Here is a 26458-nt window from a genome sequence, read left to right as displayed (position 1 = left end):
TCTCCGACGGAATTTTCGCCGGTGATCTCGACAGGATCAGTAGGCGAAGAAAGGCTCGACGTCTAGCATTTTGTGCGTTATACGATCTTTGTTCGAATATCGCACAAAAACAAAGCCGAGGACATGAGCATGGCAGTCACCGAGCGAGACATGATGGGTGGGCTGGCAAAGGGCCTGAAAGTTATCGAAGCCTTCACTGCCGACCGGCCACGGCTGTCGATCGCGGAGGCAGCGGCCGTGTCCGGCCTCGACCGCGCCACGACGCGCCGCTGCCTGCTGACGCTCTCTGAGACGGGCTATGCACAGTATGACGGCAAGTTCTTCACACTGACCCCGCGCGTGCTGAGGCTCGGAACGGGATGCCTAGCCGCCATGCCGTTGCCGCGCATCGTCCAACCGGTTCTCGATCGCCTGTCACAGGAAATCGGCGAAAGCACCTCCGTCTCAATCCTCGACGAGACCGAGATCGTCTATGTCGCCCGCGCGGCGCAGCGGCGGGTCATGTCGATCGCCTTGATGCCGGGCTCGCGCCTGCCTGCCTATTGCACCTCGATGGGTCGCGTCCTGCTGGCGGCGCTGGAGCCGGCGGAGGCAAGGCATCTCCTGGAGCGCTCGGACCTGACGCAGCGAACCGAGCGCACGGTGACCGATCCGGACAGGCTGATGGCCCTGCTCGAAGAGACGCGAAAGCAGGGCTATGCAGTCAACGACCAGGAGGTCGAAATCGGTTTGCGCTCCATCGCAGTACCCCTGACGACGGCGCGGGGGCAGACTGTCGCTGCGTTGAACGTCGGTCTGGCTGCCGGGCCGGAGGAGATCTCGACGGTCAGGGATCGCCTCCTGCCGGCATTGCTGAAGGTCAAGGCGGAACTGGCGAAGGTTCTTGCGTGAAGAGGAGGACGATACCGCCGCCCTCATTCACATATCAAAAAACACAGTCTCGTCTTCGCCTTGCAGACGAATGTCGAACCGCACCTCATTGCCGTTCCTCTGTCCGATCAGCGTCTTGACCCGCTGCCTGTGTTCGATGCGGGCAAGGATCGGGTCCTCGGCATTGGCTGCCTCTTCATCGGAAAAATACATCCGCGTCTGCAGCCCGATATTGATGCCGCGCGCCACCACCCAGAACAGGATATGCGGCGCCATCAGCCGTGCATCGTTTGCCCGGAACGGCACGCGACCGGGCTTGATCGTCTCGAAGGCAAATTCGCCGGTCTGCATGTCGCCAGGCTGCCGGCCCCAGCCGAGGAAATTCGGATCGGCCTTGCCGCGCGTCTCCGACGGGCTCTGATAAAAGCCATCGGCATCGGCCTGCCAGATTTCCACCAGTGCATCCTTGAGCGGCGCGCCAAGGCCGTCATAGACAAAGCCGCGCACGGTAATCCGTTCGCCGCGCGTATGCTCATTGGTCAGCGGTCCCGAGCCGAGATCGCTGTCGAACACGCCGTTGATGCCGACGAAATTCGGCGTGCAGCCGATATGCACATAGGGACCGGCGGTCTGCGACGGTGATTCCTTGAGATAGTTGAGCGGCTGGACCATGTCAGTTGCCCTCCTTGCGGTTCTCGAAGAAGGTCGAGCGGCGGCCGCGCAGCACGATGTCGAATTTGTAGGCGCGCATGTCCATCGGGATCGTCGCGTTCCAGTCGAGCGGCGCAATCAGCTGTTCGATGGCGCGCGGGTCGGAAATGGTGTTGACGATCGGACATTTGGCGATCATCGGATCGCCCTCGAAATACATCTGCGTGATCAGCCTCTGCGCAAAACCATGGCCGAATACCGAGAAATGAATATGCGCCGGCCGCCAGTCGTTGACACCGTTCGGCCAGGGATAGGCGCCGGGCTTCACCGTCTTGAACCAGTAGCTGCCGTCCTCGTCGGTGATCGCACGGCCGACACCGCCGAAATTCGGATCGATCGCCGCGAGATAGGTCTCCTTCTTGTGGCGATAACGCCCGCCGGCATTGGCTTGCCAGAATTCCACCAGCACGCCCGGCACGCCGCGGCCGCGTTCGTCGAGCACCCGACCGTGGACGAGCAGGCGTTGGCCGATCGCCATCTCGCCAGGCCGGGCATAGTTGACGATCAGGTCATTGTCATAGGGACCGAGCATATTGTGGCCGAAGACCGGGCCGGTCAATTCCGTCGTCGTGCCTTCCAAAGAAATCAGCGCCTTCTGCGGCGAGCGCAGCACGGAAGTCTTGTAGGCCGGCGCATAAGCCGGCGGATGCCAGCCGCGGTCGCGGGCGAAGAATGCTCCCGTCTCCGGCAATGTGTTCTTCATGCCTGTCCTCCTCGCGTCTCTTTCGCCGCGCTCATCTCATCGAGAGTCTTCTTGACGATCTTGATCGCCGAATTGGCGGCGGGCACGCCGGCATAGATTGCCACATGCAGCATGGCTTCGCTCAGATCGTCCGGGGTGGCGCCCGTATTGGCCGTGGCGCGCACATGCATCGCCACTTCCTCGTCATGGCCGAGGGCCGCGAGCAGCGCGATCGTGACGATCGAGCGCTCGCGCTTCGTCCAGTTCGGCCGCGACCAGACATGGCCCCAGGCAGCTTCGGTGATCAGCGTCTGGAACGGCTCGTCGAATGCGGTCTTGTTGGCCTCGGCGCGGTCGACATGGGCGTCGCCCAGCACCGATCGGCGGGTCGCCATGCCCTGTAAAAAACGTTCCGACGGAGCCTTGCTCGCCATCTCAATCTCCGCTGATGAAATCGGTCAACAATTCAGCCAGTTTTTCCGGCTGCTCGATACAGGGCAGGTGGCCGCAGCCCTCGATGATCTCGAATTGCGCGCCGGCAATGCGATCGGCGGTGGCCTTGACGAGATCCGGCGGCGTCGAGCCGTCCCGGTCCCCGACGACGACCAGCGTCGGCACTTTGATCTTCGATGCATCGGCGGTGAGATCGGCATCACGCAAGGCCACGCAGGTGCCGGTATAGCCCTCGACCGATTGCCGGACGAGCATATTGCGGTAACCGGAAAGCTCGGCCGCCTTGTTCGTATGGAAATCCGGCGTGAACCAGACTTTCATCACACCGTCGGCGATCGCCTCGATGCCTTTGTCCTTCACCGTGGCGGTACGCGTGTTCCAGCTGTCTTCGGTGCCGACTTTCGCGGCCGTGTCGCAGAGCACGAGTTTCTCGACCAGGCTCGGCTTCAGCTTATAGACCATCTGCGCCACCAGCCCACCGACCGAAACGCCGCACAGGATCGCCTTTTTGATGCCGAGATGCTCCATCAGGCCGATCACGTCGCGGGCATGGTCTTCCATCGAATAGGGCGTCTGACCGAGATCGGAAAGACCGTGGCCGCGTTTGTCATGCAGCAGGATCGACCAGTTCTCCGTCAATTCGTCGATCAGCGGCAGCCAGATGCGAAAATCGGTGCCCAGCGAATTGATCAGCACCAGCACCGGCTCATCCTCGAACTCGGTGAGATATTCGTAGTGAAGAACCGTCCCGTTGATTTTTGCGAAAGCCATGAATGTCTCCTCAGTCGCACGTTATTGGATGATTTTGTTTTGGTATAATGATATTTTTGCCAGAAATCATAATTGGATTGGCATGAATTGGACAGCCGGATCAAGTTTCGTCATCTGCAGACCTTCATCGAAGTGGCGCGGCAGAAAAGCGTCGGCCGCGCGGCGGACGTGCTTGCCATCACCCAGCCGGCGGTGACGCGGACGATCCGCGAACTCGAAGACTATCTTGGCGTCGATCTCTTCGAAAAGGAAGGGCGCGGCATTCGTATCACTCGTTTCGGCGAGGTTTTCCTGCGCCATGCCGGCGAAAGCGTCGCAGCCGTGCAGCGCGGGCTCGACTCGATCGTGAGGGCAAGGAATTCCAGCGGCCCACCGCTGCGGATCGGGGCGCTACCGACGGCCTCTGCGAGTTTCATGCCGGAAGCAATGGCGGAATTTTTGAAGGCCGGGACGGGCAGCCTCGTCACCATCGTCACTGGCGAGAACCGAACCTTGCTCGACGCGTTAAGGATCGGTGATCTCGATCTCGTCGTTGGCCGGCTTGCAGCGGCGGAGCGAATGACGGGACTGCATTTCGAGCCGCTCTATTCGGAAGAGGTCTGTTTCGTCGTCCGCACCGGCCATCCGCTGCTTTCTCGGCGGAATTTCTCGCTCACGGAACTCGCCCATTATACAGTTCTGATGCCGACGGAAGGTTCGGTCATCCGTCCATTCGTCGATCGCCTATTGCTGACCAACGGCATCGCCGAACTCACCAATGTCATCGAGACGGTGTCGGACAGCTTTGGCCGCGCCTTCCTCGAAACGCATGATGCGATCTGGGTCATCTCCAGGGGTGTCGTGTCGCGCGAGATCGATGCGGGGCGGTTGGCAAGGCTCGATGTCGATACATCGGAGACCTCGGGCGCCGTGGGCTTTACGACGCGAGCCGATGCGGTGCCCAATCTGGCATTGCAGATCATGATCACCACGATCCGGGAGCATGTCCGGACGTCCGGGCGGGGGCTCTAAAAATAAAGCTTTGCCGCGATCGCCAACAGCGACAGCGCGATGACCCATTGCGCCACGCGGCCCCAGCGCGTCGCGCGCGCTTCCGCCTTGCCGATCGCCTCTGCCGTCGCCGGTTCGAAGCGCAGGCCCTTTTCCGTCATCTCTGTCAGTTGGATGGCGAAATTTTCTGCTTTCCTGGTGATCTCAGGCATGGCCTCAGCCAGCCGGAAAGCGGCATAAAGCCCATCCTTCAGGTCACCAGCGATCCGGCGCGGGCCGAGATTGTCGCGAATCCAGCCGCCGACCACCGGTTCCGACGCCTTCCACATGTTGAAATGCGGATTGAGCGAGCGCGCCACGCCTTCGACCACCACCATGGTCTTCTGCAGCATGATCAGTTCAGGCCGCGTCTCCATGTCGAACAGATCGGTAACCTCGAAGAGCAGCGTCAACAGCTTGGCCATGGAGATCGTATCGGCCGGCTGGCCATGGATCGGCTCGCCGATCGCCCGGATCGCCTGGGCAAACGAGGCGTGGTTGTGGTGCGAGGGCACGTAACCGGCTTCGAAATGCACGTCGGCGACGCGGCGATAATCGCGGGTGATGAAGCCGTAAAGGATCTCGGCGAGGAAACGCCGTTCCTTCTTGCCCAGCCGGCCGACAATGCCCATGTCGACGGCGACCACCACGCCATCCTTGTCGACGAACAGGTTGCCCTGGTGCATGTCGGCATGGAAGAAGCCGTCCCTGAGCGTATGCCGCAGGAAAGACTGCATCAGCTTCTCGGCTAATTGGTTGAGGTCGTAGCCGGCGGCACGCAAGCCGTCGACATCAGACATCTTGATGCCGTCGATCCATTCCATGGTGACGACATCGCGGCCGGTCCGTTCCCAATCGACTTTCGGCACGCGGAAGCCGGGATCGTCCTTGGTATTTTCCGCAAGCTCCGAAAGTGCCGCCGCTTCCAGCCGCAGGTCCATCTCGATCTTGGTCGTTTGCTCCAGTGTCCTGGTGACCTCGACGGGCCGCAGCCGCCGGGCGGGCGGATAGAAGCGCTCCTGCATGCGGGCGACGACATAGTTTGTCTCGATATCCCTGGCGAAACGTTCGCGCACGCCGGGACGGATCACCTTCACTGCCACCTTCTGGGCGATGCCATCCTTGACCACTGTCGCAGCATGGACCTGGGCGATCGAGGCGGCGGCCACCGGCGTGCCGAAATCGGCGAACAGGTCCGTCATCCGCCGGCCGAGCGAGGCCTCGATCTGGGCCGTAGCCTGCTCGGTCGGAAAAGTCGGCATGCGGTCCTGCAACTGCGCCAGGTCGGCGGCAAAATCATTTCCGACCACGTCGGGGCGGGTCGCGAGGAACTGGCCGATCTTGACATAGGATGGTCCCAGCCGTTCGACGGCACGGGCGAGATTGTCGGATCGCGTCGCACTTTTCGCCCGGTTGCGGGCGAAAAGACCGGCGAGCGAATGGCCGAATTGCAAAAGCGGCGGCAGGTCGTCGGACGGCAGCGCCGAGATGACGCCTTCGCGCACCAGCACCCAGCCGAGTTTGATCAGGCGGACATAGGCTCCAGCAGTGCTCATGAGATCAGAGTTTCCAGCCCGAATGCAGGGCTGCGACGCCGCCGGTGAAATTGGTGAAGTTCGCGCGTGCAAAACCGGCCTTGGTGATCATCGCGGCGAAATCGCGCTGATTGGGGAATTTGCGGATCGACTCGACCAGGTATTGATAGGGCTCGGCGTCGCCGGTGATCGCTTTGCCGATCTTCGGGATGGCGTTGAATGACCACGTTTCGTAGACGCGGTCGAGCAGCGGCAGTTCCACGTCCGAAAATTCCAGCACCAGCAGCCGTCCGCCGCGCTTCAGCACCCGGTAGGCTTCCGACAGCGCCACATCGATGCGCGGCACGTTGCGGATGCCGAAGGCGATCGTATAGGCGTCGAATGTATTGGCCTCGAACGGCAGTTCCTCGGCGTTGGCCTCGACAAAGGTGACATTGGGCGTCAAGCCCTTCTTCGAAGCCCGATCGGCGCCAACGGCCAGCATCGAGCCGTTGATGTCGAGCACGGTGGCATGCGCCAGCCGGTTGGACGCCTCGACGATGCGGAAGGCAATGTCGCCCGTGCCGCCGGCGACGTCGAGCACCTTATAATCGGCGCTCTTGCGCGGGTTGAGCGCGGAAATCATCGCATCCTTCCAGACGCGGTGCATGCCGGCCGACATCAGGTCGTTCATGACGTCGTAACGCTTGGCGACCTTATGGAACACGTCGTTGACGAGACGCTGCTTCTCGCCCGCGCCGACCTCGCGGAATCCGTAGGATGTTTCCATCCCGCCTTCGGCATTGGTGCGCGCTTCGTTCATCGTCGTGACTCCACTCTTCCTATATGCGGCGCACAATAGCCAATCGCCTCATGGCGCGCCAGTAAGCCAGGCAGCGAAATCGCATGTCCGCCGGCCCGCAAGCGGGCCACTTGCCTATGGACCGAAGCAGCCCGCTCCGCCTATATCTGTGACCAGGATTGATTATCAAGAGTGCGCGATGCCTGAATTGCCAGAGGTGGAGACCGTCCGACGCGGGCTTGCCCCGTTCATGGAAGGCGGATCGGTTCGCAAGCTGACATTGAAGCGCGGCGATCTGCGCTTTCCCTTTCCGGAGAAGTTCGCGAGCAAGGTCGAGGGCCGCAGGATCATCGCGCTTGGCCGGCGGGCGAAATATCTGCTGATCAATCTCGACCAGGATCTCACCATCATCGCCCATCTCGGCATGTCCGGCTCCTTCCGCATCGAGGCCGAGGCGGATAGCGCGCCCGGCCAGTTCCATCATCCGCGCTCGAAGGACGAGGCGCATGACCATGTGTTCTTCGACGTGGATCGCAAGGATGGGCCGGTGCGCATCATCTATAACGACCCGCGCCGTTTCGGCTTCATGCATCTGATGCCGACCTCGGAGCTCGATACCTATCCCGCTTTTGCCGGCCTTGGGCCGGAGCCGACCGGCAACAGCCTCTCCGCCGACTATCTGGCCGGCCGGTTCAAAGGCAAGAAGCAGCCGCTCAAGAGCGCGTTGCTCGATCAGCGGGTCGTGGCCGGCTTGGGTAATATCTATGTCTGCGAGGCGCTCTATCGCGCCCATCTTCTGCCGACCCGAGCGGCCGCGTCCGTCGTCACCAAGGCCGGCAAGCCGGCAAAGTCGCTGGAACTCCTAGCCGACGACATCCATGTCGTGATTGCCGAAGCGATCGCGGCTGGTGGCTCGTCGCTGAGGGACCATATCCGTACCGATGGCTCGCTCGGCTATTTCCAGCACAGTTTCCGCGTTTATGACCGCGAGGGCGAACCCTGCCTGACGCCGGACTGCAATGGAACCGTCACCCGCATCACCCAGTCCGGCCGTTCGACCTTCTACTGTCCGGTCTGCCAGAAATAGAGGAGAGTTCCGATGGCTTACGAAACCCTGATCGTCGAACAGCGCGGCAGCGTGGCTTTGGTCACGCTCAACCGGCCGCATGCGCTCAACGCGCTCAACAAGATCCTGCTGGACGAGTTCCTGGAGGTTCTGGCCCGCTTCGCCGACGATGACGGCGTCCATGTCGTGGTGCTGACCGGCAACGAGAAAGCCTTCGCCGCCGGCGCCGATATCAAGGAGATGAAAGACTTCTCCTATATGGACGCCTATCTCGGCGACCATACGTCCGGCTGGGACAAGGTCGCCACCTTCCGCAAGCCGCTGATCGCCGCTGTCGCCGGCTTTGCCCTGGGTGGGGGCTGCGAAGTCGCGCTGATGTGCGACTTCATCATCGCCGCCGACACAGCCAAGTTCGGCCAGCCGGAGATCACCCTCGGCGTCATCCCCGGCATGGGCGGCACCCAGCGGCTGACGCGTGCGGTCGGCAAGGCCAAGGCCATGGACATGGTGCTGACGGGCCGAATGATCGACGCCGCCGAGGCCGAGCGCATCGGCATGGTCGCTCGCGTCGTGCCGGCCGAGAAGCTGATCGAGGAGGCGCTCGCAGTGGCAGAGAAGATCGCCTCGCTCTCACGTCCGTCGGTGATGATGGCCAAGGAAAGCGTCAACCGCGCCTTCGAAACGACGCTTTCGGAAGGCATGCGCTTCGAGCGGCGCCTATTTCACTCTTTGTTTGGCACGGAGGATCAGAAAGAAGGCATGGCCGCCTTCACCGAAAAGCGCAAGCCGAAGTTCCGGAACCGGTGATAGGGCCGCAGATTCTTTCCGAAAGTCGATTGACGTTCCCGGGGATTGGCGCTATACGCCCGGCCACAGTTTGAAAAGCCAAGCGCTTTTCTGGATGTTCCCTCATTGCCCGGCATTGAGGCCGCCCGTCCTAGGGCAGCGGCATCGGGGCATGTTGGACCAGAATCGATTGAAGAGAGGCATAGATGGCCAATACAGTTTCGGCGAAGAAGGCGACCCGCAAGATCGCGCGCCGCACGGCAGTTAACAAGTCGCGTCGTTCGCGCATCCGCAGCTACGTGCGCAAGGTCGAGGAAGCGATCGCTTCCGGCGACAAGGCGGCCGCCGAGGCGGCGCTCAAGGCGGCTCAGCCGGAGCTGCAGCGCGGCGCAACCAAGGGTGTGATGCACCGCAATACTGCGTCCCGCAAGGTGTCGCGTCTCGCGCAGCGCGTCAAGGCGATCAGCGCTTAATTTCGTCTAAATTCATGCTTAAAAAAGCCTGGCACGTCGTGCCGGGCTTTTTGTCGTTCTGTTGCAAATAGTTAATATTTCCTTCACGCGGCATCAGTGCGATAATTTGAGATGACAAGTTTTATTCAACAAATTCAAATAGATACAGAAGGTCCGCGGAAGGTGCTGTCCGCTTACGCTACGGCAACTTGTCGCAAGAGCGAGTCAAGTGAATTTTTTATTTTTTTCGTCGATTGGCCGAGTCGCGCGCTTCACAACTGAATCCCGTTGATTCCCAAGCGATTATTTTTCCACTCGAGCGGTGGTTTGGGCGCCCACGGTAATGTCAATCGCTTTCTCTTAAGAATGCGTAAAAAAGGGCATTGATCTTGCCCGATGAACTTGCCTAAATGCCTTCCACAGAGGCGAGGCGCTCTGGTCCGGGAATGCTGAAAGGGCATTCTGGATCGGCAGTCCAAAGACCTGTATTCGCGGTGGAATCTCGAATTCCGCTTCATCCCGGACCGTTAGGCAAGGCAAAGGGCACGCAAGCGCCCGATGGAAGGTTTTTGTCTGTCGGGAAGGGCTCATGAAACGGTGGTGCGGCGAAGGAGATAGGCAGAGGACGGCAGCACGTCTGTCGATCCAGGAACCGGAAGACTTATTGAACGTTATTCCCGATTGTCGAGTCGAGCGAGGACCTCTGCTCAGTCCTGGGGACGGGACGGCAAGGTACGATGGACGTCGGGAGAGGAACCAAGGGTACACCCTTGGACCACGAAATACAAAAGGCGGCGACATGCATATGACAATGACAGATAAAAACGCGTATTCCAGCAGGGATAATGCGCGTATTGTGCCATCCAGCAATGCAGATGCAGATTCGGGGGAAACGGGGATGAAACACGACGCCTTGTTCGAGCGCTTCAGCGCGCGTTTGAAGGCGAAAGTGGGCCCGGATGTCTATGCAAGCTGGTTCGGCCGGCTGAAAATCCATTCGATCTCGAAGAGTGTGGTCCGGCTCACCGTGCCGACGACCTTCCTCAAGTCGTGGATCACCAATCGTTATCTCGACATCATGACGGCACTGCTGCAGGAAGAGGATGCCAATATCCTCAAGGTCGAGGTTCTGGTCCGCAGCGCGGCGAAGCCGAGCCGGCCTGATATCGCAGACACCCCTGTCGTTGTCGACGCGTCGATCACGCAATTGCCGCGTAAGTCGATTGCCTCGGCGCCGTTCCTGCCCGCTGCATCGCAGCCGGCCCCGGCTGCCAAGCCTGTGCAGAATTCCACCCTGTTCGGTTCGCCGCTCGACAGCCGTTACACCTTTGCAAGCTTTGTCGAAGGTTCGTCCAATCGTGTCGCCCTTGCCGCGGCGAAGACGATTGCCGAATCCGGTGCCGGCGCCATCCGTTTCAACCCTCTGTTCATCCATTCGAGCGTCGGACTGGGCAAGACGCATCTGTTGCAGGCGATTGCCGCGGCGGCGCTCAGCAATCCGCGCAATCCGCGCGTGGTCTATCTGACGGCCGAATATTTCATGTGGCGTTTCGCCACTGCGATCCGCGACAATGATGCGCTGACGCTCAAGGAATCGCTGCGCAATATCGATATCCTGATCATCGACGACATGCAGTTCCTGCAGGGCAAGCTGATCCAGCACGAATTCTGCCATCTGCTCAACATGCTGCTCGACAGCGCCAAGCAGGTCGTCGTCGCGGCCGACCGGGCGCCTTGGGAGCTTGAATCGCTCGATCCGCGCGTCCGTTCGCGGCTGCAGGGCGGCGTGGCGATCGAGGTCGAGGCGCCGGATTACGAAATGCGGCTCGAAATATTGAAGATCCGCCTGGCCCAGGCCAGGCAGGAAGACCCGAGCCTCGATATTTCCGACGAAATCCTCCAACATGTGGCGACCAATGTCACGGCGTCGGGACGCGAATTGGAAGGCGCCTTCAATCAGCTGATCTTCCGCCGGTCCTTCGAGCCGGACCTGACCATCGAGCGTGTCGACGAACTGCTGTCGCATCTCGTCGGAGCCGGCGAGCCGAAGCGCGTCCGTATCGAGGACATCCAGCGCATCGTCGCCAAGCACTATAATGTGTCGCGGCAGGAATTGGTATCCAACCGCCGCACACGCGTGATCGTCAAGCCACGGCAGGTGGCAATGTATCTGTCAAAGACCATGACGCCGCGTTCCTTCCCGGAAATCGGCCGGCGCTTCGGCGGTCGCGACCACACGACGGTGCTGCATGCGGTGCGCAAGATCGAGGAGCTGATCTCCAACGATCAGAAACTGTCGCATGAGATCGAATTGTTGCGCCGTCTGATCAACGAATAGCCTCAATCCTTTAGGGGAGTGCCGATGGCCCGCGCCAGCCTTGCCATGTACGATTCTTTGCCACCCGTCCGGGCGGCCAATATTCGGCTCTGGCAAGGTATCTGCGACCGTCTGCGCGCCGCGGGATTCGAGGCGCCGGAGGCGCTCGATTTCGAAACCGAGCACGACGATGTCTGGCTCAAGCCGGACGTCGTGCTGGCGCAGACCTGCGGCTATCCTTACGTTTCCTATCTCAAGGGCAAGGTCAGGCTGGTGGCGACGCCGGCCTATGACTTTGCCGGCGGCGAGGGGACTGAGCGGGTCAGTTTTGTTATCGTGCCTGAGGCGAGCAAGGCGCAAGGCCTTGAGGACCTGCGCGGCAAGGTCGCGGCGATCAACGATTGGGGCTCCAATTCCGGCATGAATCTGTTTCGCGCCGCGCTGATGCCGCTGGCGAAAGACGGCAGGTTCTTCTCCGTCGTCAAAATCACCGGCGGCCACCTGTTTTCCATCGAGGCCGTGCGGGCGGGCGAGGCCGATGTCGCTTCGATAGACACGGTCACCTGGGGCATGCTCGACCGGCACCGGCCGGACATGCTGTCCGGTGTCCGCATCCTCACCGAGACCCCCAGCGGCCCCGGCCTGCCTTTCATCACCCGATTGACGGCCTCGGACGCCGAGGTCGATGCCCTGCGCCGGGCAATCGCCGACACGATCGCCGATCCGGCCTATGTCGAAGCCATGGCTGCACTGGGCCTGAAGCGTATCGAGATTCTCGGCGACGATGACTATGATCGGCTCGACGCCTATCGCCGCGAGGCCGAGCGGCAGGGCTATCCGATCATCGCCTGATCGTTCTGCAGTTCCGGCAGGTCCGTTCCAGCCACCGTCGTGGGATGATGGGGGTGGATGGGTTCATGATGCGCCTTGAACAGATAGCGCCGCGCCACGTCGAGATAGCCGTTATAGACGAGGCCGCCGTTCATGGTCAGAAAGGCGTCACGATTGGCCCTGTAAAGGCCGGGGATCTTGTACCAGGCGAGTGCCGGCTTCGTGTGATGCACGATATGCAGGTTATTGTAGAGGAAAAGCAGGCCGAAGGCCGGCGAATTCTCGACGATCGCCGTCCGCTCTTCTTTGACGCCGGCATATTGATGCTCGGCGAAGGACCGCAGCCGCGAAAAGGCGATTCCCGCATAGAGGAAGGCGGTCAGATAGATCCAGAGCGGCATGCCGCAGACCGCAAGCACCCAATAGAGCACGGCAGCGCAGCCGATCAGATGCAGGAACCAGATGCGGGCATTGCGAAAATCGCCGCGCGCGACATGCAGGACTTCATGGCCCCAGAAGGTGGCGAGCGACACCAGCGGCCCGATCAGCAGCCGGCCGGCCAAGGTATTGTCGGTCGTGGTGATCAGCCGGCCGACAGCGCCGGTGCGATGCCAGGCGTCGCCGGTCAGGTAATAGGATTCCGGGTCCTCGATCGGATCGGTGAGCCATTCGTCATTGTGATGTTTGAGATGGGCGCGCTTGTAGAGCGCGTAGGGTAGCCAGAGCGCGATCGGGAACCAACCGATCAGGTCGTTGACCTGGCGAAAGCGGGTCGGGTGTCCATGCAGCACCTCATGCTGCAGCGAGCCGTGCCAGGCCAGCAGCCAGCCGCCGGCGATAACGAGCACGATATAGGGTACGGAGGCCCAGAAATAGGTGAGCAGGAACCAGGCCGTATAGATAAGAACCGCGAGAAAAAGGGTGGGCCATTCGACCGCGAAACGGGATTTCTTTTGCCGTTTCGCGATCGAGCTCGGATCATCGAAATGAATCGTCGCCATTGAAATCCGCGAATGTCAAAATCAGGTTCTGAACGCGGAGAGCAAATCGTCCTGGCGCTACCTTATGTATAGATATATGCGGCCAAGCTTGCGCGGCGGTCAAGAGGCCTGACGGGTCGCTTGCAAAAGAAATCGATGATTTTGGTAGATTTTCGTCAAATCGCTGTTTCCGTGGTGCTTTTGCCGCACTGAAATTTCATTCGGAGGCGAGGTCGGCGACCACCGCATCAAGCACCAGCATGCCGGCCTGGGTGCAGCGCAGCCGCGAATTGCCGAGCCGTTCGAGGAGGCCGTGGCCGATGAGAAAATCTTCTTTCTCGACCTCGATCGACCGGCCGGAAAGTGCGCTCCAGCGTGCCAGATCGAGACCCTCGCGCAGCCGAAGCCCCATCAGCAGCATTTCGTCGGCCTGTTCGTCGCGGTCGAGGCTGTCATTGTCGACCATGCCGTGACCTTGCGCCTTGACCGTCTCCAGCCAGGCTTCCGGATTGCGCTCGGTGGCGGTGGCAAATTTTCGTCCGCCGGAGGTCAGCCGGCCATGCGCGCCGGGTCCGATGCCGGCATAGTCACCATAGCGCCAGTAGGTGAGATTGTGGCGGCTCTCCGCGCCCGGCGCGGCGTGATTGGAAACCTCATAGGCCGGCATGCCGGCGGCCTCTGTCACCTCCTGGGTGATCTCGTAGAGCCGGGCCGCTTCGTCCTGGTTAGGCAGTACGATCTTGCCATTCTTATGCAGGCCGAAGAAGGGCGTGCCCTCCTCGATGGTCAACTGATAGAGCGACAGATGATCGACGGCGTAGGAGATGGCCTCCTCGAGTTCTCTGACCCAGTCCTCCGCCTGCTGGCCGGGTCGGGCATAGATCAGGTCGAAGGACATGCGCGGAAAGATGTCACGTGCCAGCTTCACGGCCTTGAGCGCATCCTCGACATTGTGCAGCCGGCCGAGAAAGCGCAAATCTGGGTCGTTGAGCGCCTGGACGCCGAGCGAGACGCGGTTGACGCCGGCGGCACGGTAACCGCGGAAGCGCTCGGCCTCGACGCTCGACGGATTGGCTTCCATGGTGATCTCGATGCCATCTGGCACATGCCAATGCCGGGCAATTGCCGAAAGAATCGCGTCGACCGTCTCCGGCTTCATCAGCGATGGTGTGCCGCCGCCGAGGAAGATGGAGGTGACGGTGCGCGATCCCGAGATCGACCGCATCGCCGCCATTTCCCGAAGGAAGGCGGCAACGAACGCCTCCTGATCCACCGGCTGATGGCGGACATGGCTGTTGAAATCGCAGTAGGGACACTTGGCCGCGCAGAACGGCCAGTGGATATAGACCCCGAAGCCTGGTTCGCCGGTATCCGGCAGCAGCGGCGCATTGATGTCCAAGGTCAGATGTCCAGTCCGGTTTCGACGAAGAGCTTGAAGGCGCGGGCGCGGTGCGATAGCGCCGCGGCGTCGCCCGGCTTCCAGCCATGCTTCGCATCGGCCAGCATTTCGCCGAAAGTGATGTCATAGCCGCTCGGCTGGAACACGGGATCGTAGCCGAAACCGAGATCGCCGCGCGGCGGCCAGACGAGATGGCCCTCGACCTCGCCCCGGAACGTCTCGGTATGGCCATCCGGCCAGGCAAGGCAGAGCACGCTGACGAAACGGGCGGCGCGCTTGTCCGGCGTCGAAGCCCCCTTCTCCTGCAGCGCCTTTTCCACCTTCTCCATCGCCATGCGGAAGTCACGGCTGCCATCCTCGCGCTCGGCCCAATTGGCGGTATAGACGCCTGGCGCGCCATCCAGCGCATCGACGGCAAGCCCGGAATCGTCGGACAAAGCCGGCAAGCCGGAAGCCGTGGCCGAAGCCAACGCCTTGATCCGGGCATTTTCCTCATAGGTCGTGCCAGTCTCGTCAGGCTCTTCGAACCTGAGATCGGCGGCCGACTTGGCCTCGAAGCCGAATGGTCCGATCAGATCGCGAATCTCGCGGATTTTGCCGGCATTGTGGCTGGCGACGACGATGGTCTTGGTGTCGAGCTTGCGCATTCGCTGTTCTCTCAGGCCTCTTCTATCACGTCATAATGCTGCACGGTCGCATCGTAATCGATCAGCGCCGCCACGGCACCCGGCTCTACGACCGCTTTGCCGATCTCGTCGCCGGCAAAGGCGCGGATCGCCTCAAGATCCTTCCAGCGCGTCAGCACCAGAAATTCGATGGTGTCGCCGAGCGGGCGCCGGCTGAGATGCGCGCCGACGAAGCCGGGCAATTGGCGCAGTTCCGGCAGCACATTGTTGCGGAAATGCGCCGGATAGGTCTCCGGACTGGACGCCGATGCACGGCCACGCCATTCGCGTATGATCATCCTGTCCTCCTGCCGGCCGACAAGTCTGTCAAATGATGTTCCAGATCCGGGCTTCAGCGAATTCCAGCGAATTGCCGGCCGGATCGCGGAAATAGATCGAACGGCCACCCTGTGGCCATTCGACCACGGATTCGATCTCGATGCCGGCCGCCGTCAGCCGCGCGGCCCATTCGTCGATCTCGTCGGATGTGGCGCGGAAACAGAGATGGCCCTGCCCATGCGCCCCATGCGGCGGCACCGGCAACTGACCTTCCTTGTAAGGAATGATCGTCTCGGCTGGATTGAAGATCAGGAGCACGCCTGGGCCACAGCGGAAGAACACATGCCGGTTGCCAAACCGCCCGATCTTCTCCAGTCCGAGAATGCGCTCGTAGAACGCCTCCGCCGCATCGAGGTCATCGACGTAAAGTGCCGATTCCAGAATTTGCGACGGAGCCTTGTTCATCGTCTCATCTCAGGCGATCGCCTGCTTCTGCATTTGCACGAGGTCGCTGATACCCTGCTTGGCGAGACCCATCAGCGTCAGCAGTTCTTCCTCGGAAAACGGTGCGCCTTCGGCCGTGCCCTGGATCTCGACGATGCCGCCCTTGCCGGTCATGACGAAGTTGGCATCCGTCTCGGCCGAGGAATCTTCGAGATAATCGAGGTCCAGGACCGGCTGATTGGCGAAGACGCCGCAGGAGATCGCTGCCACATGATCCTTCAACGCCTTCTCGACCTTGATCATGTTGCGGACTTCCATCCACTTCAGGCAATCATGCAGCGCGATCCAGCCGCCGGTGATCGAGGCCGTGCGCGTGCCGCCATCGGCCTGCAGCACATCGCAATCCACGGTGATCTGGCGTTCGCCAAGCGCGGTGAGATCAACGATGGCGCGCAGCGAGCGGCCGATCAGCCGCTGGATTTCCTGGGTGCGGCCGCCCTGCTTGCCGGAGGTCGCCTCACGCCGCATGCGATCACCCGTCGAGCGCGGCAGCATGCCATATTCAGCAGTGACCCAGCCCTTGCCGGAATTGCGCAACCATGCCGGCGGCTTTTCTTCGACGCTGGCCGTGCACAGCACATGCGTGTCACCGAACTTCACCAGGCACGAGCCTTCGGCATGCTTGGAAAAGCCGCGTTCGAAACTCACCTTGCGCATTTGGTCTGTTTTACGCCCGGATGGCCGCATATTCGGAACTCCTTGGAATGTTGAGACGCGTATTAAGGCGCGTTAAGTCTTTTTGCAAAGGAAAAGGGGCGAATTTCCTTTTGCGTACCCGCTTCGAATCCYTATATTTCAGGCATGAGTTTGATCGATGTGATGGAAAAGGAATGAAGGCGCTCGACGACCGCTCCAGCGAAATCTTCCGACGCATCGTCGAAAGCTATCTCGGCACCGGTGAGCCGCTCGGTTCACGCTCGCTGTCGCGTGTGCTGCCGATGTCGCTGTCGCCGGCGTCCATCCGCAACGTGATGAGCGATCTCGAAGAGCTCGGCCTCATCTATTCGCCGCATGTTTCCGCCGGCCGGCTGCCCACCCAGCAGGGCCTGCGATTCTTCGTCGATGCCTTCATGCAGGTCGGCGCGCTGTCGGAAGACGAGCGCCGTCAGATCGACCGGCAGATCCGTCCGGCCGACCGGGTGGGTTCGGTCGAGAACGCGCTCAATGATGCGAGCCAACTGCTCTCGTCGGCCTCGCGCGGCGCCGGCCTGGTGATCACCGCCAAGAGCGACACGCAGCTCAAGCATGTGGAATTCGTCCGCCTGTCGCCGGACAAGGCGCTTGCCATTCTGGTCGGCGACCGCGACGAGGTTGAAAACCGTATCATCACTCTGCCGGCCGGAACGACCTCGTCGCAATTGACGGCGGCGGCCAATTTCCTCAACGCGCATATGTCCGGCCTGACATTGGGCGAGGCGCTGGAGCGGACCGAAAAGCTCAAGACCACAATCCGCTCCGAGCTCGACCAGCTCTCCGGTGAACTCGTCGACAAGGGGCTCGCTATATGGTCGGGTGGCACTGAAGATGGCCGGCCGACGCAGCTGATCATTCGCGGCCGTTCCAACCTGCTCGAAGGGCTCGAAGGCATGGAGGACCTTGACCGGCTGCGCATGCTGTTCGACGACCTCGAAAAGAAGGAATCGCTGAGCGACATCCTCAATCTTGCCGAAAGCGGCCAGGGCGTGCGCATCTTCATCGGCTCGGAGAACACGCTGTTCTCGCTCTCCGGCTCGTCGCTGATCGTCGCACCTTATCGCAATGCCGAGGACCGCATCATCGGCGCCGTCGGCGTCATAGGCCCGACCCGACTCAATTATGCGCGCATCGTGCCGATGGTCGATTATACCGCGCAGCTGATGTCGAAACTCAATGGACAGGCGCGCTGACGATCCGGAAAATCTCCGACATTTTTGCTTTTACATTGACTTTTGGGCAGAATTTCAGTATTTTCTAAATATAAATTCCCGCAGTTTGTAATTGTCAAGCTACGGTGAGCCTTCCATTTCTGGTCTATATTTTGGTGATGCAAGCAACGCGCCGATTTCGGTCGGCGCGGGCGGAATGACGCGTCAACTTCGTCAGTCATGCGTTCGGGGGAGGGCATTGCGATGCAGACCATTACCTTTTCGGAACAGGACTTCGGTTCCTTCGACCCGATCTACAAATGCAAGGTCAACATCATCCAGTTCCACGGCCAGATCGTTGCCGATGGCGCCCAGGTGACGTCGCCGGTGCTGGCACACGACACGACCTATATGGGGCCGGTGTCCTGGACGTTCAGCAATCCGGTCGATCGCGTCGAATTCGATGTCGGCTATTTCGACGATGTCGACACCACCACGGTCAAATTTTTCGACGCGGCGGGCAACCTGCTCGAGCGGTTCAAAAATGACCAGACCGGCTTCCAGCATTTCGTCTACAGCAACGCGGTCGGAATCGCGCGCGTCGTCGTCAACAACGACAAGAATGACGTGCAGGGCTTCGGCGTCGACAATATGTCGTTCCGCAATCAGCCGCCGCAGGTCAACCTGACCAATACGGACGACATCAACGGACTGCTCTGGGGCTGGAAATGGGATCACAAGGATCTCACCTATTCCTTCCCCACCAGTTCCGATGAATACACCCATAACGGCTACAAGGCGGTGACCGGCTTCGAGGCGATGAATGCGGACCAGCAGAGCGCTTGCGCCACCATCCTTGCCAATGTCCAGGGCGTGTGCGGGCTGACCTTCACGCAGACTGCCGACGTAAACGCCGATATTCGTTTCGGCGAGGCCGATACGATCGACTATTCGGACGGAAGCGGAGCCCATATCCCCGGCAGCCGCACGGCCGAGGGTAATCCTCCCGACCCGGCCAGGGCGACGGTCGGCTGGGGCGATTGCTGGTTCGTCCACAACACATACGACATGCCGACGGTCGGCAGTTTCGCCTATGCGTCAGGTCTGATGCATGAACTCGGCCACTCGCTCGGCCTCAAACACGGCCATGTAAGCCAGGGCGGTCACGGGATCACATTTCCGCAGCTTCCCGCGGATCACAATTCCTTTGAATATTCCGTCATGACCTATCATCAATATGTCGGCGACACGACCCGGGGCGACAGCGCGATCGACCATCCGACGACTCTGATGCAGGATGACATTGCCGCCCTGCAATATCTCTACGGCGCCGATTTCAGCTTCAACAATGGCGATACCGTCTATAGCTGGGACGACAACAACCAACTGCTGATCAACGGCACAGGGCAAGGCACGCCCGTCAATCATCGCGCCCTCCTGACCATCTGGGACGGCGGCGGCACCGATACCTATGATTTTTCCAACAAAACCGCGAATCTCACCGTCAACCTCAATGCCGGCGAAGGGTCGACCTTCGGGCCGCTCGCCGATCTCGGCGACGGCCATCACATGGCCCGTGCCAACGTCTACAATGCGCTTCTCTACAAAGGCAAAACCGCCTCGCTGATCGAAAACGCCACGGGCGGCACCGGCAACGACAAGTTCACCGGCAATGTGCTTGCCAATACGCTCATCGGCGGCGATGGCAACGACCGCCTCGACGGCAGCTATGGCAATGACATCCTGACGGGTGGCAACGGCAACGATGTCTTTATCTTCAGGACCCTTCTCGACGGTGTCAACAATGTCGACTCGATCACCGACTATACGGTCGGCAGCGATCTCGTTCGCCTTGAGAACAAGGTGTTCACTGCTCTCCCCGAGGGCGTTCTAGATCCCACGGCCTTCTTCGATGGTGCACAGGCGCATGACAGATCCGACCGCATCATTTATAACGACGCCACAGGTGCCTTGATGTATGACGCAGACGGCAGCAGGAACGGTGCGGCCGCCATCAAGTTCGCTCAGCTGTCGACAGGCCTTGCGATGACCAACACCGACTTCATCGCCATCTGAGCAGGTCCTCCGCATCGGCACACGGGCCGGCGCCAGCGCCGCCTCTATATCTCTGCGATCTCCGCAATAACCTGATTGCGACATCTGTCATGCGATTGCCATGCTCCATGCACTGGTAGGAATCTTCACCGAAACCCTTGATTTTTTCGCGCTAAACCTCGATATCCGCAGCAAATCACGACATACCAGTATGCGGAGACCGCCATGACGGATGAAAATAACAATGCGTATCAGACGGACGCCGACAATGATGTGAATGCGGCGCAGGGTGCCGATGGCCAGCCCGCCGTAGCGCCGGAGCCCGATCCGATCGATGTGCTGAAGGCCGAGAATGCCGATCTCAAGGACCGTTATCTCCGGCTCGCCGCCGAGATGGACAATCTGCGCCGCCGCACCGAACGGGATGTGAAGGACGCCAAGACCTACGCCGTCACCGCCTTTGCCCGCGACATGCTGGCGGTTTCCGACAATCTGCGCCGCGCGCTCGATGCCATTCCGGCCGAAGCGCGCGCCGGCGGCGATGCCGGCTTCGTGTCATTGGTCGAAGGCGTCGAGATGACCGAGCGCTCCATGCTTTCGGCTTTGGAACGCCACGGCGTCAAGAAAATCGCGCCCACCGGTCAGAAATTCGACCCGAATTTCCACCAGGCGATGTTTGAGATCCCGAACTCGGAAATCCCGGCCAATACCGTGGTCCAGGTCGTGCAGGATGGTTATGTGATCGGCGATCGCGTGCTGCGGCCCGCCATGGTCGGCGTTTCTAAGGGCGGCCCCAAGGCGGAAGCCCAGAGCGGCACACCGGAAACCGCAGCCTGATAAGGCACATTTTTCAAATGACCTCCTGGCCGCCTGGAGAAATATTCCCGGCGGCTAGGCGACAACAGATGCGAAAATCGCGCTGGCTGCCTTTACGGCCGCCTGCGGCGCCAGCTTCACTTGCAGCCCGCGCTGGCCGCCATTCATGAACACCAGATCATGCGCCATGGCTTCGGCCTCGAACACGGTCGGCACCTGCTTCTTCTGGCCGAACGGCGATATGCCGCCGACGACATAGCCGGTGGCCTTCTCCGCCGCGGCCGGCTTCATCATGTTGGCCGACTTGCCGTGGAAGGCGGCCGCCAGCTTCTTCATGCTGACTTCCTTGTCCGAGGGGATGACGACGCAGACCGGCTTGCCGTCCACCTCCGCCATCAGCGTCTTGAGCACGATCGCGGGTGAGACGCCGAGCGCTTCGGCTGCCTGGATGCCGATCTTGTCGGCATCGGGATCGTAATCATAAGTGAGCACTTCGAATATGGCGCCCGCCTTGGCAAGCGCGAGCGTCGCACGCGTGGATTTGGACATGATCGCCCCCCGATCGGCTATCGGTATGGATTAGCGCTGAAACAATGCAGCGTATATGTCCGGCTTGAATCCGGCGGTGATCCTGTCGTCTTCCACCAGCATCGGACGCTTGATCATCGTCGGGTTCTGCACCATCAGCCGGATAGCCTTGTCTGCATCCAGATCGACCTTGTCGGCATCGGGAAGCTCTTTGAAGGTCGTCGAAGCCTTGTTCAGCACCTTCTCCCAGCCAAGCTTTCTCACCCAGTTCTTGACCGTGCCGGCATCGATTCCCTCGGCGCGATAATCGTGAAAATCATAAGCGACATCGTTCGTCTTCAGCCAGTCGAAGGCCTTTTTCATCGTGTCGCAGTTCTTGATGCCGTAAATCCTGGCGGACATGCTTGTCTTCCTGTCTGTTTCTGCCGTCTCTATCAATCCACCTGCGGATTTGGAATATGAGATTTCCCTGGCGTCGATCAAATCGGGTGGCGACCGCGACATCTCGACTCTATCTATTGGCTGCCGCCATTCCCGAATGACCCGTTTTCCGGATTTCTCATGGCCATCAAAAGCCTTCAACTCTCCTCCATCGAAGCCGATCATGCGATCGGTCCGATACTGATCGTCTTGGACGGGGAGAAACTCGTCGCCCTCGATTTCGATTCTCCCGAAGGCCGTCTGCGTCAAATTCTGCAGCCGCGTTACGGCCGTGACCTCAGTTTCGAGGAAACCGTCTGTCCGACCCACATTGCCTCCGCCATCCATGCTTATCTCGACGGCGCCTTGGATGCGCTCGACAGCATACCTGTCGAGCCGGGCGGCACGTCTTTCCAGCGGCAGGTCTGGATGGCATTGCGCGCTATTCCAGCCGGCACGACATTGAGCTACGGCGAACTGGCTGCCCGGCTGGACAGGCCGAACGCGCATCGGGCCGTCGGATCGGCCAATGCGCTCAATCCCGTCAGCATCGTCATCCCCTGCCATCGCCTTGTCGGCAGCAACGGTGCCTTGACCGGCTATGGCGGCGGCATGGAACGCAAGCGCTGGCTGATCGACCATGAACGCCGCTCACGCTAGCGGCGGCCATTGCCAGAGGCTCTCGTGCCGGCATTCGCCGATATGGCTCCAGATGATATGGAAATCCCGCACCAGCCATCGCACCGGCGTTTCCAGCGATTGCCGCATCACAAGCTGTTCGGTGTAAAACAGCGTCAGATGCGGGGTGAATGTCCGTGTCGCTTCACTCTCGACACCCGGCTGGCTTTGGGCCGCGGCGATATTTTTCTGCAGTTCGATGAGGTAGCGATTTGGCTGGCTGCAGCATAAGATCAGCGCCTTTTTGTCATGCGGCCGCTGGAAGCTCATGATCTGGTCGAACGTCAGCATGAAGGGTTCGACCGCGACCGACGACAATTCCTCCTTCTTCGCAGCCAGATCCATAAGGGAGAACATGTTATGCATGCCCAGCCCTTGGAGCGTGACATGCGGCGGCCGAATCTCCTCGGCGACACCGAGGCGGCGCATGAAAACTCCGGCTATATCGGTCGCTTGTCTGGCCGCGGCAGCGGATGCCTGCAGGCCAACAAACAAATCCACTCTGGCCTTGAAACTTGGCGGCGGATTGTTGTCTTCGCCCCCGGTCAAATCGAATTCGAATTGTGCGCGTGACATTGGCATCTCCATCAGTTCGTTTGACGCCTTCACTAAGCCTCAAAAATACCGGCAGATCAAGAACAAAAAGAGAACAAATTGCTTTGGCAAGGGCCGTGGTTTCGAGTCAAACTGATATACGCAGGCGAAGCCAAAGACGTTTCAGCTCGATGTGAGAAACCGCGAGAAATGCGCATTTTGTGCAAGAATCGGGTGGAGGCTGGAGGATTTGAGCACGATATATGGGGCATATCGAAACACGAGGGCTGAACCATGGCTCAGATGAATCAATTCTATCATGTCTTCGAAACCGCAGCCGGTTTCTGCGGGATCAGCTGGAATGAAAGCGGCGTCACACGCTTCCAACTGCCGACCAAAGCCGCGGAGTCCACGGAGAGACTGCTGCTGCGCCGCATCCCGACTGCCAGCCCCGCCACACCGCCGGCCGAGGTCATGGACACCATCGCCGCCGTGAAACGCTATTTCGACGGTGAAGCTGTCGATTTCTCCGGCGTGAGGCTCGATCTCGGCGAGCAGGACGATTTCTTCCGGCGCATCTATGATGCTGCCCGCCGCGTCGAATGGGGCCACACGACCACCTATGGCACGCTTGCCAGGCAACTCGGCGCCGGCCCCGAGGCCGCCCGCGATGTCGGTCAGGCGATGGCGAAGAACCCGGTGGCGCTGATCATCCCCTGCCATCGCGTGCTGGCGGCCGGCGGCAAGATCGGCGGTTTCTCGGCGCCGGGCGGCTCTGATTCCAAGCGGCGCATGCTGGAGCTGGAAGGCGTGGAGGTCACGCCGCCAAAGCCGGTGCAGCAGTCGCTGGCCTTTTGACGGCGGGGACACGTCTGCGTGACCGGGAAGCAGGCGTGTCGGCGACCACCTGTCAGAGAATGAAATCGTCCTTCGTCAACGCGATCGCACCATCGAGGTGAATGGCGAAATCGGCTTTCTTGTCACCGTTCGTGTCGCCATACACATAGGTGTCGGCGTCCTGCTCGACGAAACGCAGTTCGCCGACCTTGCCGGTGAAAGCCGCCGAACCGAGATAGGTGAAAGCCTGGTTTCCGGATATCTGCGAATTGGCGTCGATGGCCGAGAGAGCGATGTGATCGCCGTCTGTGCCCGAGAAATCGAGGATCGAATCCTGGCCGACAGCGGCAACCGTGCTGTCGGCCAGCGTCTTGAAGACGAAGCTGTCTGCCTGCGTGCCGCCGGTCATCGTGTCTGTGCCGAGACCGCCATAAAGGGTATCGGCACCCGCGCCGCCGGAGAGCGTGTCGTCGCCGTTGCGCCCTGACAGGACGTTGGCGACGTCATTGCCGATCAGGATGTCGGCGGCGGCAGCACCCCTGGCATTCTCGATGACGACAGAATGGGCAATGGTGTAGCCGCCGGTCAGTGTCTCGGATGTCGAAACCCAGCCGCCGCCGCCGATCTCGGCTTTGAGCGTGGCAGCGCGCAGGTCGATCTTTGCCCGGCTCTCGCCGCGATAGGCAATCGTGTCCGTGCCGCCGGTATCCCAGATGGTCGTGTAGCCGTGGTCGAAGTCGACATTGTCGGTGAACGTATATGTGTCGTTGCCGGTATTGTGGGCGCGCGCGCCATAGATGTGCTGCAGCGACGCGATATCGATCGCGCCATAGGAACCTGGCTGCGCATTGACCGGCGTGTCCAGATCCACGGCATCGGTGAACGGATTGTCCTCTCCCAGGAAGGGGAACGTATATCCCATGACGGTATAGAGCTGCGAGTTCAGGTGGCCGGTCCCGTGGTCTTCCGGATTGACCACGCCCGGAAGTTTCGGCCCCTTCGATACGTCATGCGGATGCTTCAGCCCGAGCGCGTGTCCCGTTTCGTGCAGCCATGTTTCGGAAAAGGTCCCGAGCTTGACGGCTGCCGCCGATCCCGCCACGTCGACATTGATGCCGACTGTCGAGTCAAGCGTGGTCACGCCCGGCGCCGGAACGCCCGATTCACCGCCGCCGCCTTCCACCAGCTTGAAGTTGATATTGCCCTGGCTGGCGACATGCTTGAAATTGAGGTTGGTGAAGGATTCGATGTTGGCGAGGATCTCGCGATAAAACGCCTTCCAGTCGCCCTCGTTGAAATCCGGAATACCGTTGCTGTTGATGTCACCGTCGGCGAAACTGTAGGTGACAGTCTGAGCGTTCCATGCTCCTCCATCGATCAAACCGTTCAATACCGGATTTTTGGAAAGAGCGACGGGTCTGTATGAATCGGCCATGAAATCTCGCTTTATGTCTGCATATAACGCCGGTTCCACCACGACTGTCTTCGTTGAGCAGTGGCAAACGGCGCTGCGGCTGGCATATTCCAAGCAAGCACGCGGCTGTCAATTCGAGCGGAGGCAAGCCTCGGAGAATCCTGCGTTAAACGGATAGGCGCTATGGGAGATTTTGATAGTGTCTGGCATGCCGCAAGTCTTGGTTTGGCGGCGACCTCGGTTTTGTCGTGTCTATCTCCTTATGCGAGGTCGACCCGACGCTCGATAAAGCGGCCGGGCGGAGGATGCCGTCCGCCTCCAGCATGCTCCCGTGCCTTCTCTTGACGTAGAAAGGCTCATGGCTAGTCAAATAGCTTTTGGATGTCCGCCATTGATCGGAAGAGCTTCAGAGGCCGATCCGGAAACGGCAGGAAACTTTCGCGCTCATAGAAGCGCTTGGCGCTCTCGTCCTTGGCATCGACAATGACCGCAAATGACGCGATCTCGCTCCGAACCGCGCGAAAGAGTGCGTCAGCCAGCAAGAACCGGCCGTAGCCCCTTCCTTGATATCTTCGGTCGACGGCGAGGCGGCCAAGCAAGGTCGCCGGAATCAGCGGGTAGCGTGGAATTTTCCGGACCACGGCTTCAGGCAATTCCGGTAGCTCAACCGCCGTCGACGACAATGTGTAATAACCTGCCACCGTCCCGTCGGACAGAACAAGGACGAACGGTGCCGCCATCTTCTTCTTGTAATCTTGTCCGGCCTGGGTCCTGAAATATCGGTCGAGCGGCTCCACGCCGCTCGAGAACCCAACACGGTCGTGCTGCGGGCCAAGAACTTCAACCCGAAGCCTATCGTCCAACCATTCTCCCATGAATTAGACGCCTGTTTTCTCGCGATAGCGGCGAATCGTGTCATGCATCCGGTCGTTGACAGGTTGAGGTTCGACCAGTGCGTCGACAAACGCTGTGGCGTCTCTCATGGAAAGTGTGAGATGCTGATATTCCTCGATTGCTCGTCGTGCGGCATCCTGAACGCTGGTCAGGACGAAGTCGGTCACGCTCCGACCCTGTAGTGCGGCAGCATGTTCGATGAGGCGTTTCTGTTCCAATGTCACACGCGTCTCAAGTCGCTCACTACGGACGCGGCCCGTTGCTTCACCTATAGCCATTTTCTCGATCTCCTAAAGTTTTGGAAAATGTACGGCCAATGGCCGGAAA

General features: G+C 60.4%; 31 protein-coding genes. 13 read left to right on the top strand and 18 right to left on the bottom strand.

The genetic code is table 11. From position 1 onward, the window contains the following. Positions 1-129: 129 nt before the first annotated feature. Positions 130-891 carry an IclR family transcriptional regulator domain-containing protein gene (locus tag AC1DYF_RS07685; protein WP_477876110.1) on the top strand — a complete coding sequence of 254 codons (762 nt, stop codon included), beginning with the start codon at positions 130-132 and terminating at the stop codon, positions 889-891. Positions 892-918: 27 nt separating this feature from the next. Here the strand turns inward: AC1DYF_RS07685 and pcaG are convergent, their stop codons facing one another. From pcaG to pcaD, 4 genes are read right to left on the bottom strand one after another with little or no spacing between them, the layout of a single operon-like run. Then, positions 919-1542 (bottom strand): protocatechuate 3,4-dioxygenase subunit alpha, encoded by a 624-nt coding sequence (pcaG, locus tag AC1DYF_RS07680; protein ID WP_477876109.1) that lies wholly within the window; start codon positions 1540-1542, stop codon positions 919-921. A 1-nt stretch (position 1543) separates the two neighbouring features. Next, entirely contained in the window at positions 1544-2284 is a 741-nt protein-coding gene (gene pcaH / locus AC1DYF_RS07675) for a protocatechuate 3,4-dioxygenase subunit beta (RefSeq protein WP_477876108.1), read from the bottom strand. Beyond that, on the bottom strand, positions 2281-2697 hold the full coding sequence (gene pcaC, locus AC1DYF_RS07670; protein ID WP_477876107.1) for a 4-carboxymuconolactone decarboxylase: 417 nt from the start codon (positions 2695-2697) through the stop codon (positions 2281-2283). Before pcaC ends, pcaH begins: the two co-directional genes overlap by 4 nt. 1 nt (position 2698) lies before the next feature. After that, the gene (gene pcaD / locus AC1DYF_RS07665) at positions 2699-3487 is read right to left on the bottom strand and encodes a 3-oxoadipate enol-lactonase (protein ID WP_477876106.1); all 789 of its coding nucleotides are present in this window, start codon (positions 3485-3487) and stop codon (positions 2699-2701) included. 72 nt (positions 3488-3559) lie between these two features. Here pcaD and pcaQ point away from each other — a divergent pair, with 72 nt between their 5' ends. Then, positions 3560-4498: a pca operon transcription factor PcaQ gene (gene pcaQ, locus AC1DYF_RS07660; protein ID WP_477876105.1), complete on the top strand. Its 939-nt coding sequence runs from the start codon at positions 3560-3562 to the stop codon at positions 4496-4498. Here the strand turns inward: pcaQ and ubiB are convergent. Further along, a complete protein-coding gene (ubiB, locus tag AC1DYF_RS07655; RefSeq protein ID WP_477876104.1) occupies positions 4495-6072 on the bottom strand; it encodes a 2-polyprenylphenol 6-hydroxylase in 1578 nt (525 codons plus the stop codon). The genes pcaQ and ubiB overlap by 4 nt on opposite strands. Positions 6073-6076: 4 nt before the next feature. Beyond that, a complete protein-coding gene (ubiE, locus tag AC1DYF_RS07650) occupies positions 6077-6853 on the bottom strand; it encodes a bifunctional demethylmenaquinone methyltransferase/2-methoxy-6-polyprenyl-1,4-benzoquinol methylase UbiE (RefSeq protein ID WP_477876103.1) in 777 nt (258 codons plus the stop codon). A 178-nt stretch (positions 6854-7031) separates the two neighbouring features. Between ubiE and mutM the strand changes: the two genes are divergently transcribed. The 5 genes from mutM (at position 7032) to AC1DYF_RS07625 (ending at position 12305) form a co-directional block, all read left to right on the top strand. Further along, a complete protein-coding gene (gene mutM, locus AC1DYF_RS07645; protein WP_477876102.1) occupies positions 7032-7919 on the top strand; it encodes a bifunctional DNA-formamidopyrimidine glycosylase/DNA-(apurinic or apyrimidinic site) lyase in 888 nt (295 codons plus the stop codon). Between the two features lie 12 nt (positions 7920-7931). Further along, positions 7932-8705 (top strand): enoyl-CoA hydratase, encoded by a 774-nt coding sequence (locus AC1DYF_RS07640; RefSeq protein WP_477876101.1) that lies wholly within the window; start codon positions 7932-7934, stop codon positions 8703-8705. 185 nt (positions 8706-8890) lie between these two features. After that, on the top strand, positions 8891-9157 hold the full coding sequence (rpsT, locus tag AC1DYF_RS07635; protein WP_477876100.1) for a 30S ribosomal protein S20: 267 nt from the start codon (positions 8891-8893) through the stop codon (positions 9155-9157). A gap of 877 nt (positions 9158-10034) precedes the next feature. Further along, positions 10035-11474 (top strand): chromosomal replication initiator protein DnaA, encoded by a 1440-nt coding sequence (dnaA, locus tag AC1DYF_RS07630; protein WP_477876099.1) that lies wholly within the window; start codon positions 10035-10037, stop codon positions 11472-11474. Positions 11475-11498: 24 nt separating this feature from the next. Next, a complete protein-coding gene (locus tag AC1DYF_RS07625; RefSeq protein ID WP_477876098.1) occupies positions 11499-12305 on the top strand; it encodes a phosphate/phosphite/phosphonate ABC transporter substrate-binding protein in 807 nt (268 codons plus the stop codon). Here AC1DYF_RS07625 and AC1DYF_RS07620 read toward each other — a convergent pair. From AC1DYF_RS07620 to rph, 6 genes are all read right to left on the bottom strand, one after another. Next, on the bottom strand, positions 12287-13285 hold the full coding sequence (locus AC1DYF_RS07620; protein WP_477876097.1) for a fatty acid desaturase: 999 nt from the start codon (positions 13283-13285) through the stop codon (positions 12287-12289). The genes AC1DYF_RS07625 and AC1DYF_RS07620 overlap by 19 nt on opposite strands. Positions 13286-13481: 196 nt before the next feature. Next, complete coding sequence (gene hemW, locus AC1DYF_RS07615) at positions 13482-14669, bottom strand: radical SAM family heme chaperone HemW (RefSeq protein WP_477876238.1); 1188 nt, start codon at positions 14667-14669, stop codon at positions 13482-13484. After that, positions 14666-15310, bottom strand: a complete 645-nt coding sequence (locus AC1DYF_RS07610) for a non-canonical purine NTP pyrophosphatase (protein WP_477876096.1) — start codon at positions 15308-15310, stop codon at positions 14666-14668. The genes hemW and AC1DYF_RS07610 overlap by 4 nt, the downstream gene beginning before the upstream one ends. A gap of 11 nt (positions 15311-15321) precedes the next feature. After that, a complete protein-coding gene (locus tag AC1DYF_RS07605) occupies positions 15322-15627 on the bottom strand; it encodes an antibiotic biosynthesis monooxygenase family protein (RefSeq protein WP_477876095.1) in 306 nt (101 codons plus the stop codon). Between the two features lie 28 nt (positions 15628-15655). After that, positions 15656-16072, bottom strand: a complete 417-nt coding sequence (locus AC1DYF_RS07600) for a VOC family protein (RefSeq protein ID WP_477876094.1) — start codon at positions 16070-16072, stop codon at positions 15656-15658. Positions 16073-16081: 9 nt separating this feature from the next. After that, a complete protein-coding gene (gene rph / locus AC1DYF_RS07595; RefSeq protein ID WP_477876093.1) occupies positions 16082-16798 on the bottom strand; it encodes a ribonuclease PH in 717 nt (238 codons plus the stop codon). 143 nt (positions 16799-16941) lie between these two features. On the opposite strand from rph, the gene hrcA reads away from it, so the two are divergent. The 3 genes from hrcA to grpE all read left to right on the top strand — a co-directional run bounded on the left by hrcA (position 16942) and on the right by grpE (position 20847). After that, on the top strand, positions 16942-17997 hold the full coding sequence (gene hrcA, locus AC1DYF_RS07590) for a heat-inducible transcriptional repressor HrcA (protein ID WP_477876092.1): 1056 nt from the start codon (positions 16942-16944) through the stop codon (positions 17995-17997). Positions 17998-18219: 222 nt separating this feature from the next. Beyond that, positions 18220-20031: a M10 family metallopeptidase gene (locus tag AC1DYF_RS07585; RefSeq protein ID WP_477876091.1), complete on the top strand. Its 1812-nt coding sequence runs from the start codon at positions 18220-18222 to the stop codon at positions 20029-20031. A 204-nt stretch (positions 20032-20235) separates the two neighbouring features. Continuing rightward, complete coding sequence (gene grpE / locus AC1DYF_RS07580; protein WP_477876090.1) at positions 20236-20847, top strand: nucleotide exchange factor GrpE; 612 nt, start codon at positions 20236-20238, stop codon at positions 20845-20847. A gap of 54 nt (positions 20848-20901) precedes the next feature. On the opposite strand, the gene ybaK is transcribed toward grpE, so the two are convergent. Continuing rightward, entirely contained in the window at positions 20902-21375 is a 474-nt protein-coding gene (gene ybaK / locus AC1DYF_RS07575; protein ID WP_477876089.1) for a Cys-tRNA(Pro) deacylase, read from the bottom strand. 30 nt (positions 21376-21405) lie between these two features. Further along, on the bottom strand, positions 21406-21756 hold the full coding sequence (locus AC1DYF_RS07570) for an arsenate reductase (RefSeq protein ID WP_477876088.1): 351 nt from the start codon (positions 21754-21756) through the stop codon (positions 21406-21408). A gap of 159 nt (positions 21757-21915) precedes the next feature. Between AC1DYF_RS07570 and AC1DYF_RS07565 the strand changes: the two genes are divergently transcribed. Next, on the top strand, positions 21916-22434 hold the full coding sequence (locus tag AC1DYF_RS07565; protein WP_477876087.1) for a methylated-DNA--[protein]-cysteine S-methyltransferase: 519 nt from the start codon (positions 21916-21918) through the stop codon (positions 22432-22434). On the opposite strand, the gene AC1DYF_RS07560 is transcribed toward AC1DYF_RS07565, so the two are convergent. Beyond that, positions 22426-22881, bottom strand: coding sequence for a 2'-5' RNA ligase family protein (locus AC1DYF_RS07560; RefSeq protein ID WP_477876086.1), 456 nt, complete (start codon positions 22879-22881; stop codon positions 22426-22428). The genes AC1DYF_RS07565 and AC1DYF_RS07560 overlap by 9 nt on opposite strands. Between AC1DYF_RS07560 and AC1DYF_RS07555 the strand changes: the two genes are divergently transcribed. Next, positions 22880-23143, top strand: coding sequence for a hypothetical protein (locus tag AC1DYF_RS07555; protein ID WP_477876085.1), 264 nt, complete (start codon positions 22880-22882; stop codon positions 23141-23143). The genes AC1DYF_RS07560 and AC1DYF_RS07555 overlap by 2 nt on opposite strands. A gap of 137 nt (positions 23144-23280) precedes the next feature. Continuing rightward, entirely contained in the window at positions 23281-23844 is a 564-nt protein-coding gene (locus AC1DYF_RS07550; protein ID WP_477876084.1) for a methylated-DNA--[protein]-cysteine S-methyltransferase, read from the top strand. Between the two features lie 52 nt (positions 23845-23896). Here AC1DYF_RS07550 and AC1DYF_RS07545 read toward each other — a convergent pair whose 3' ends face one another. From AC1DYF_RS07545 to AC1DYF_RS07535, 3 genes are all read right to left on the bottom strand, one after another. Continuing rightward, complete coding sequence (locus tag AC1DYF_RS07545; RefSeq protein ID WP_477876083.1) at positions 23897-25258, bottom strand: M10 family metallopeptidase C-terminal domain-containing protein; 1362 nt, start codon at positions 25256-25258, stop codon at positions 23897-23899. A 341-nt stretch (positions 25259-25599) separates the two neighbouring features. After that, on the bottom strand, positions 25600-26112 hold the full coding sequence (locus tag AC1DYF_RS07540; RefSeq protein ID WP_477876082.1) for a GNAT family N-acetyltransferase: 513 nt from the start codon (positions 26110-26112) through the stop codon (positions 25600-25602). Between the two features lie 3 nt (positions 26113-26115). Beyond that, positions 26116-26409, bottom strand: a complete 294-nt coding sequence (locus tag AC1DYF_RS07535) for a type II toxin-antitoxin system TacA family antitoxin (RefSeq protein ID WP_477876081.1) — start codon at positions 26407-26409, stop codon at positions 26116-26118. Positions 26410-26458 lie beyond the last annotated feature (49 nt).

The organism is Rhizobium sp. P2_G9 (assembly GCF_056403475.1).
Note: the sequence above shows the minus strand (reverse complement) of the source record. Positions and strands in the feature narration are given on the sequence as shown.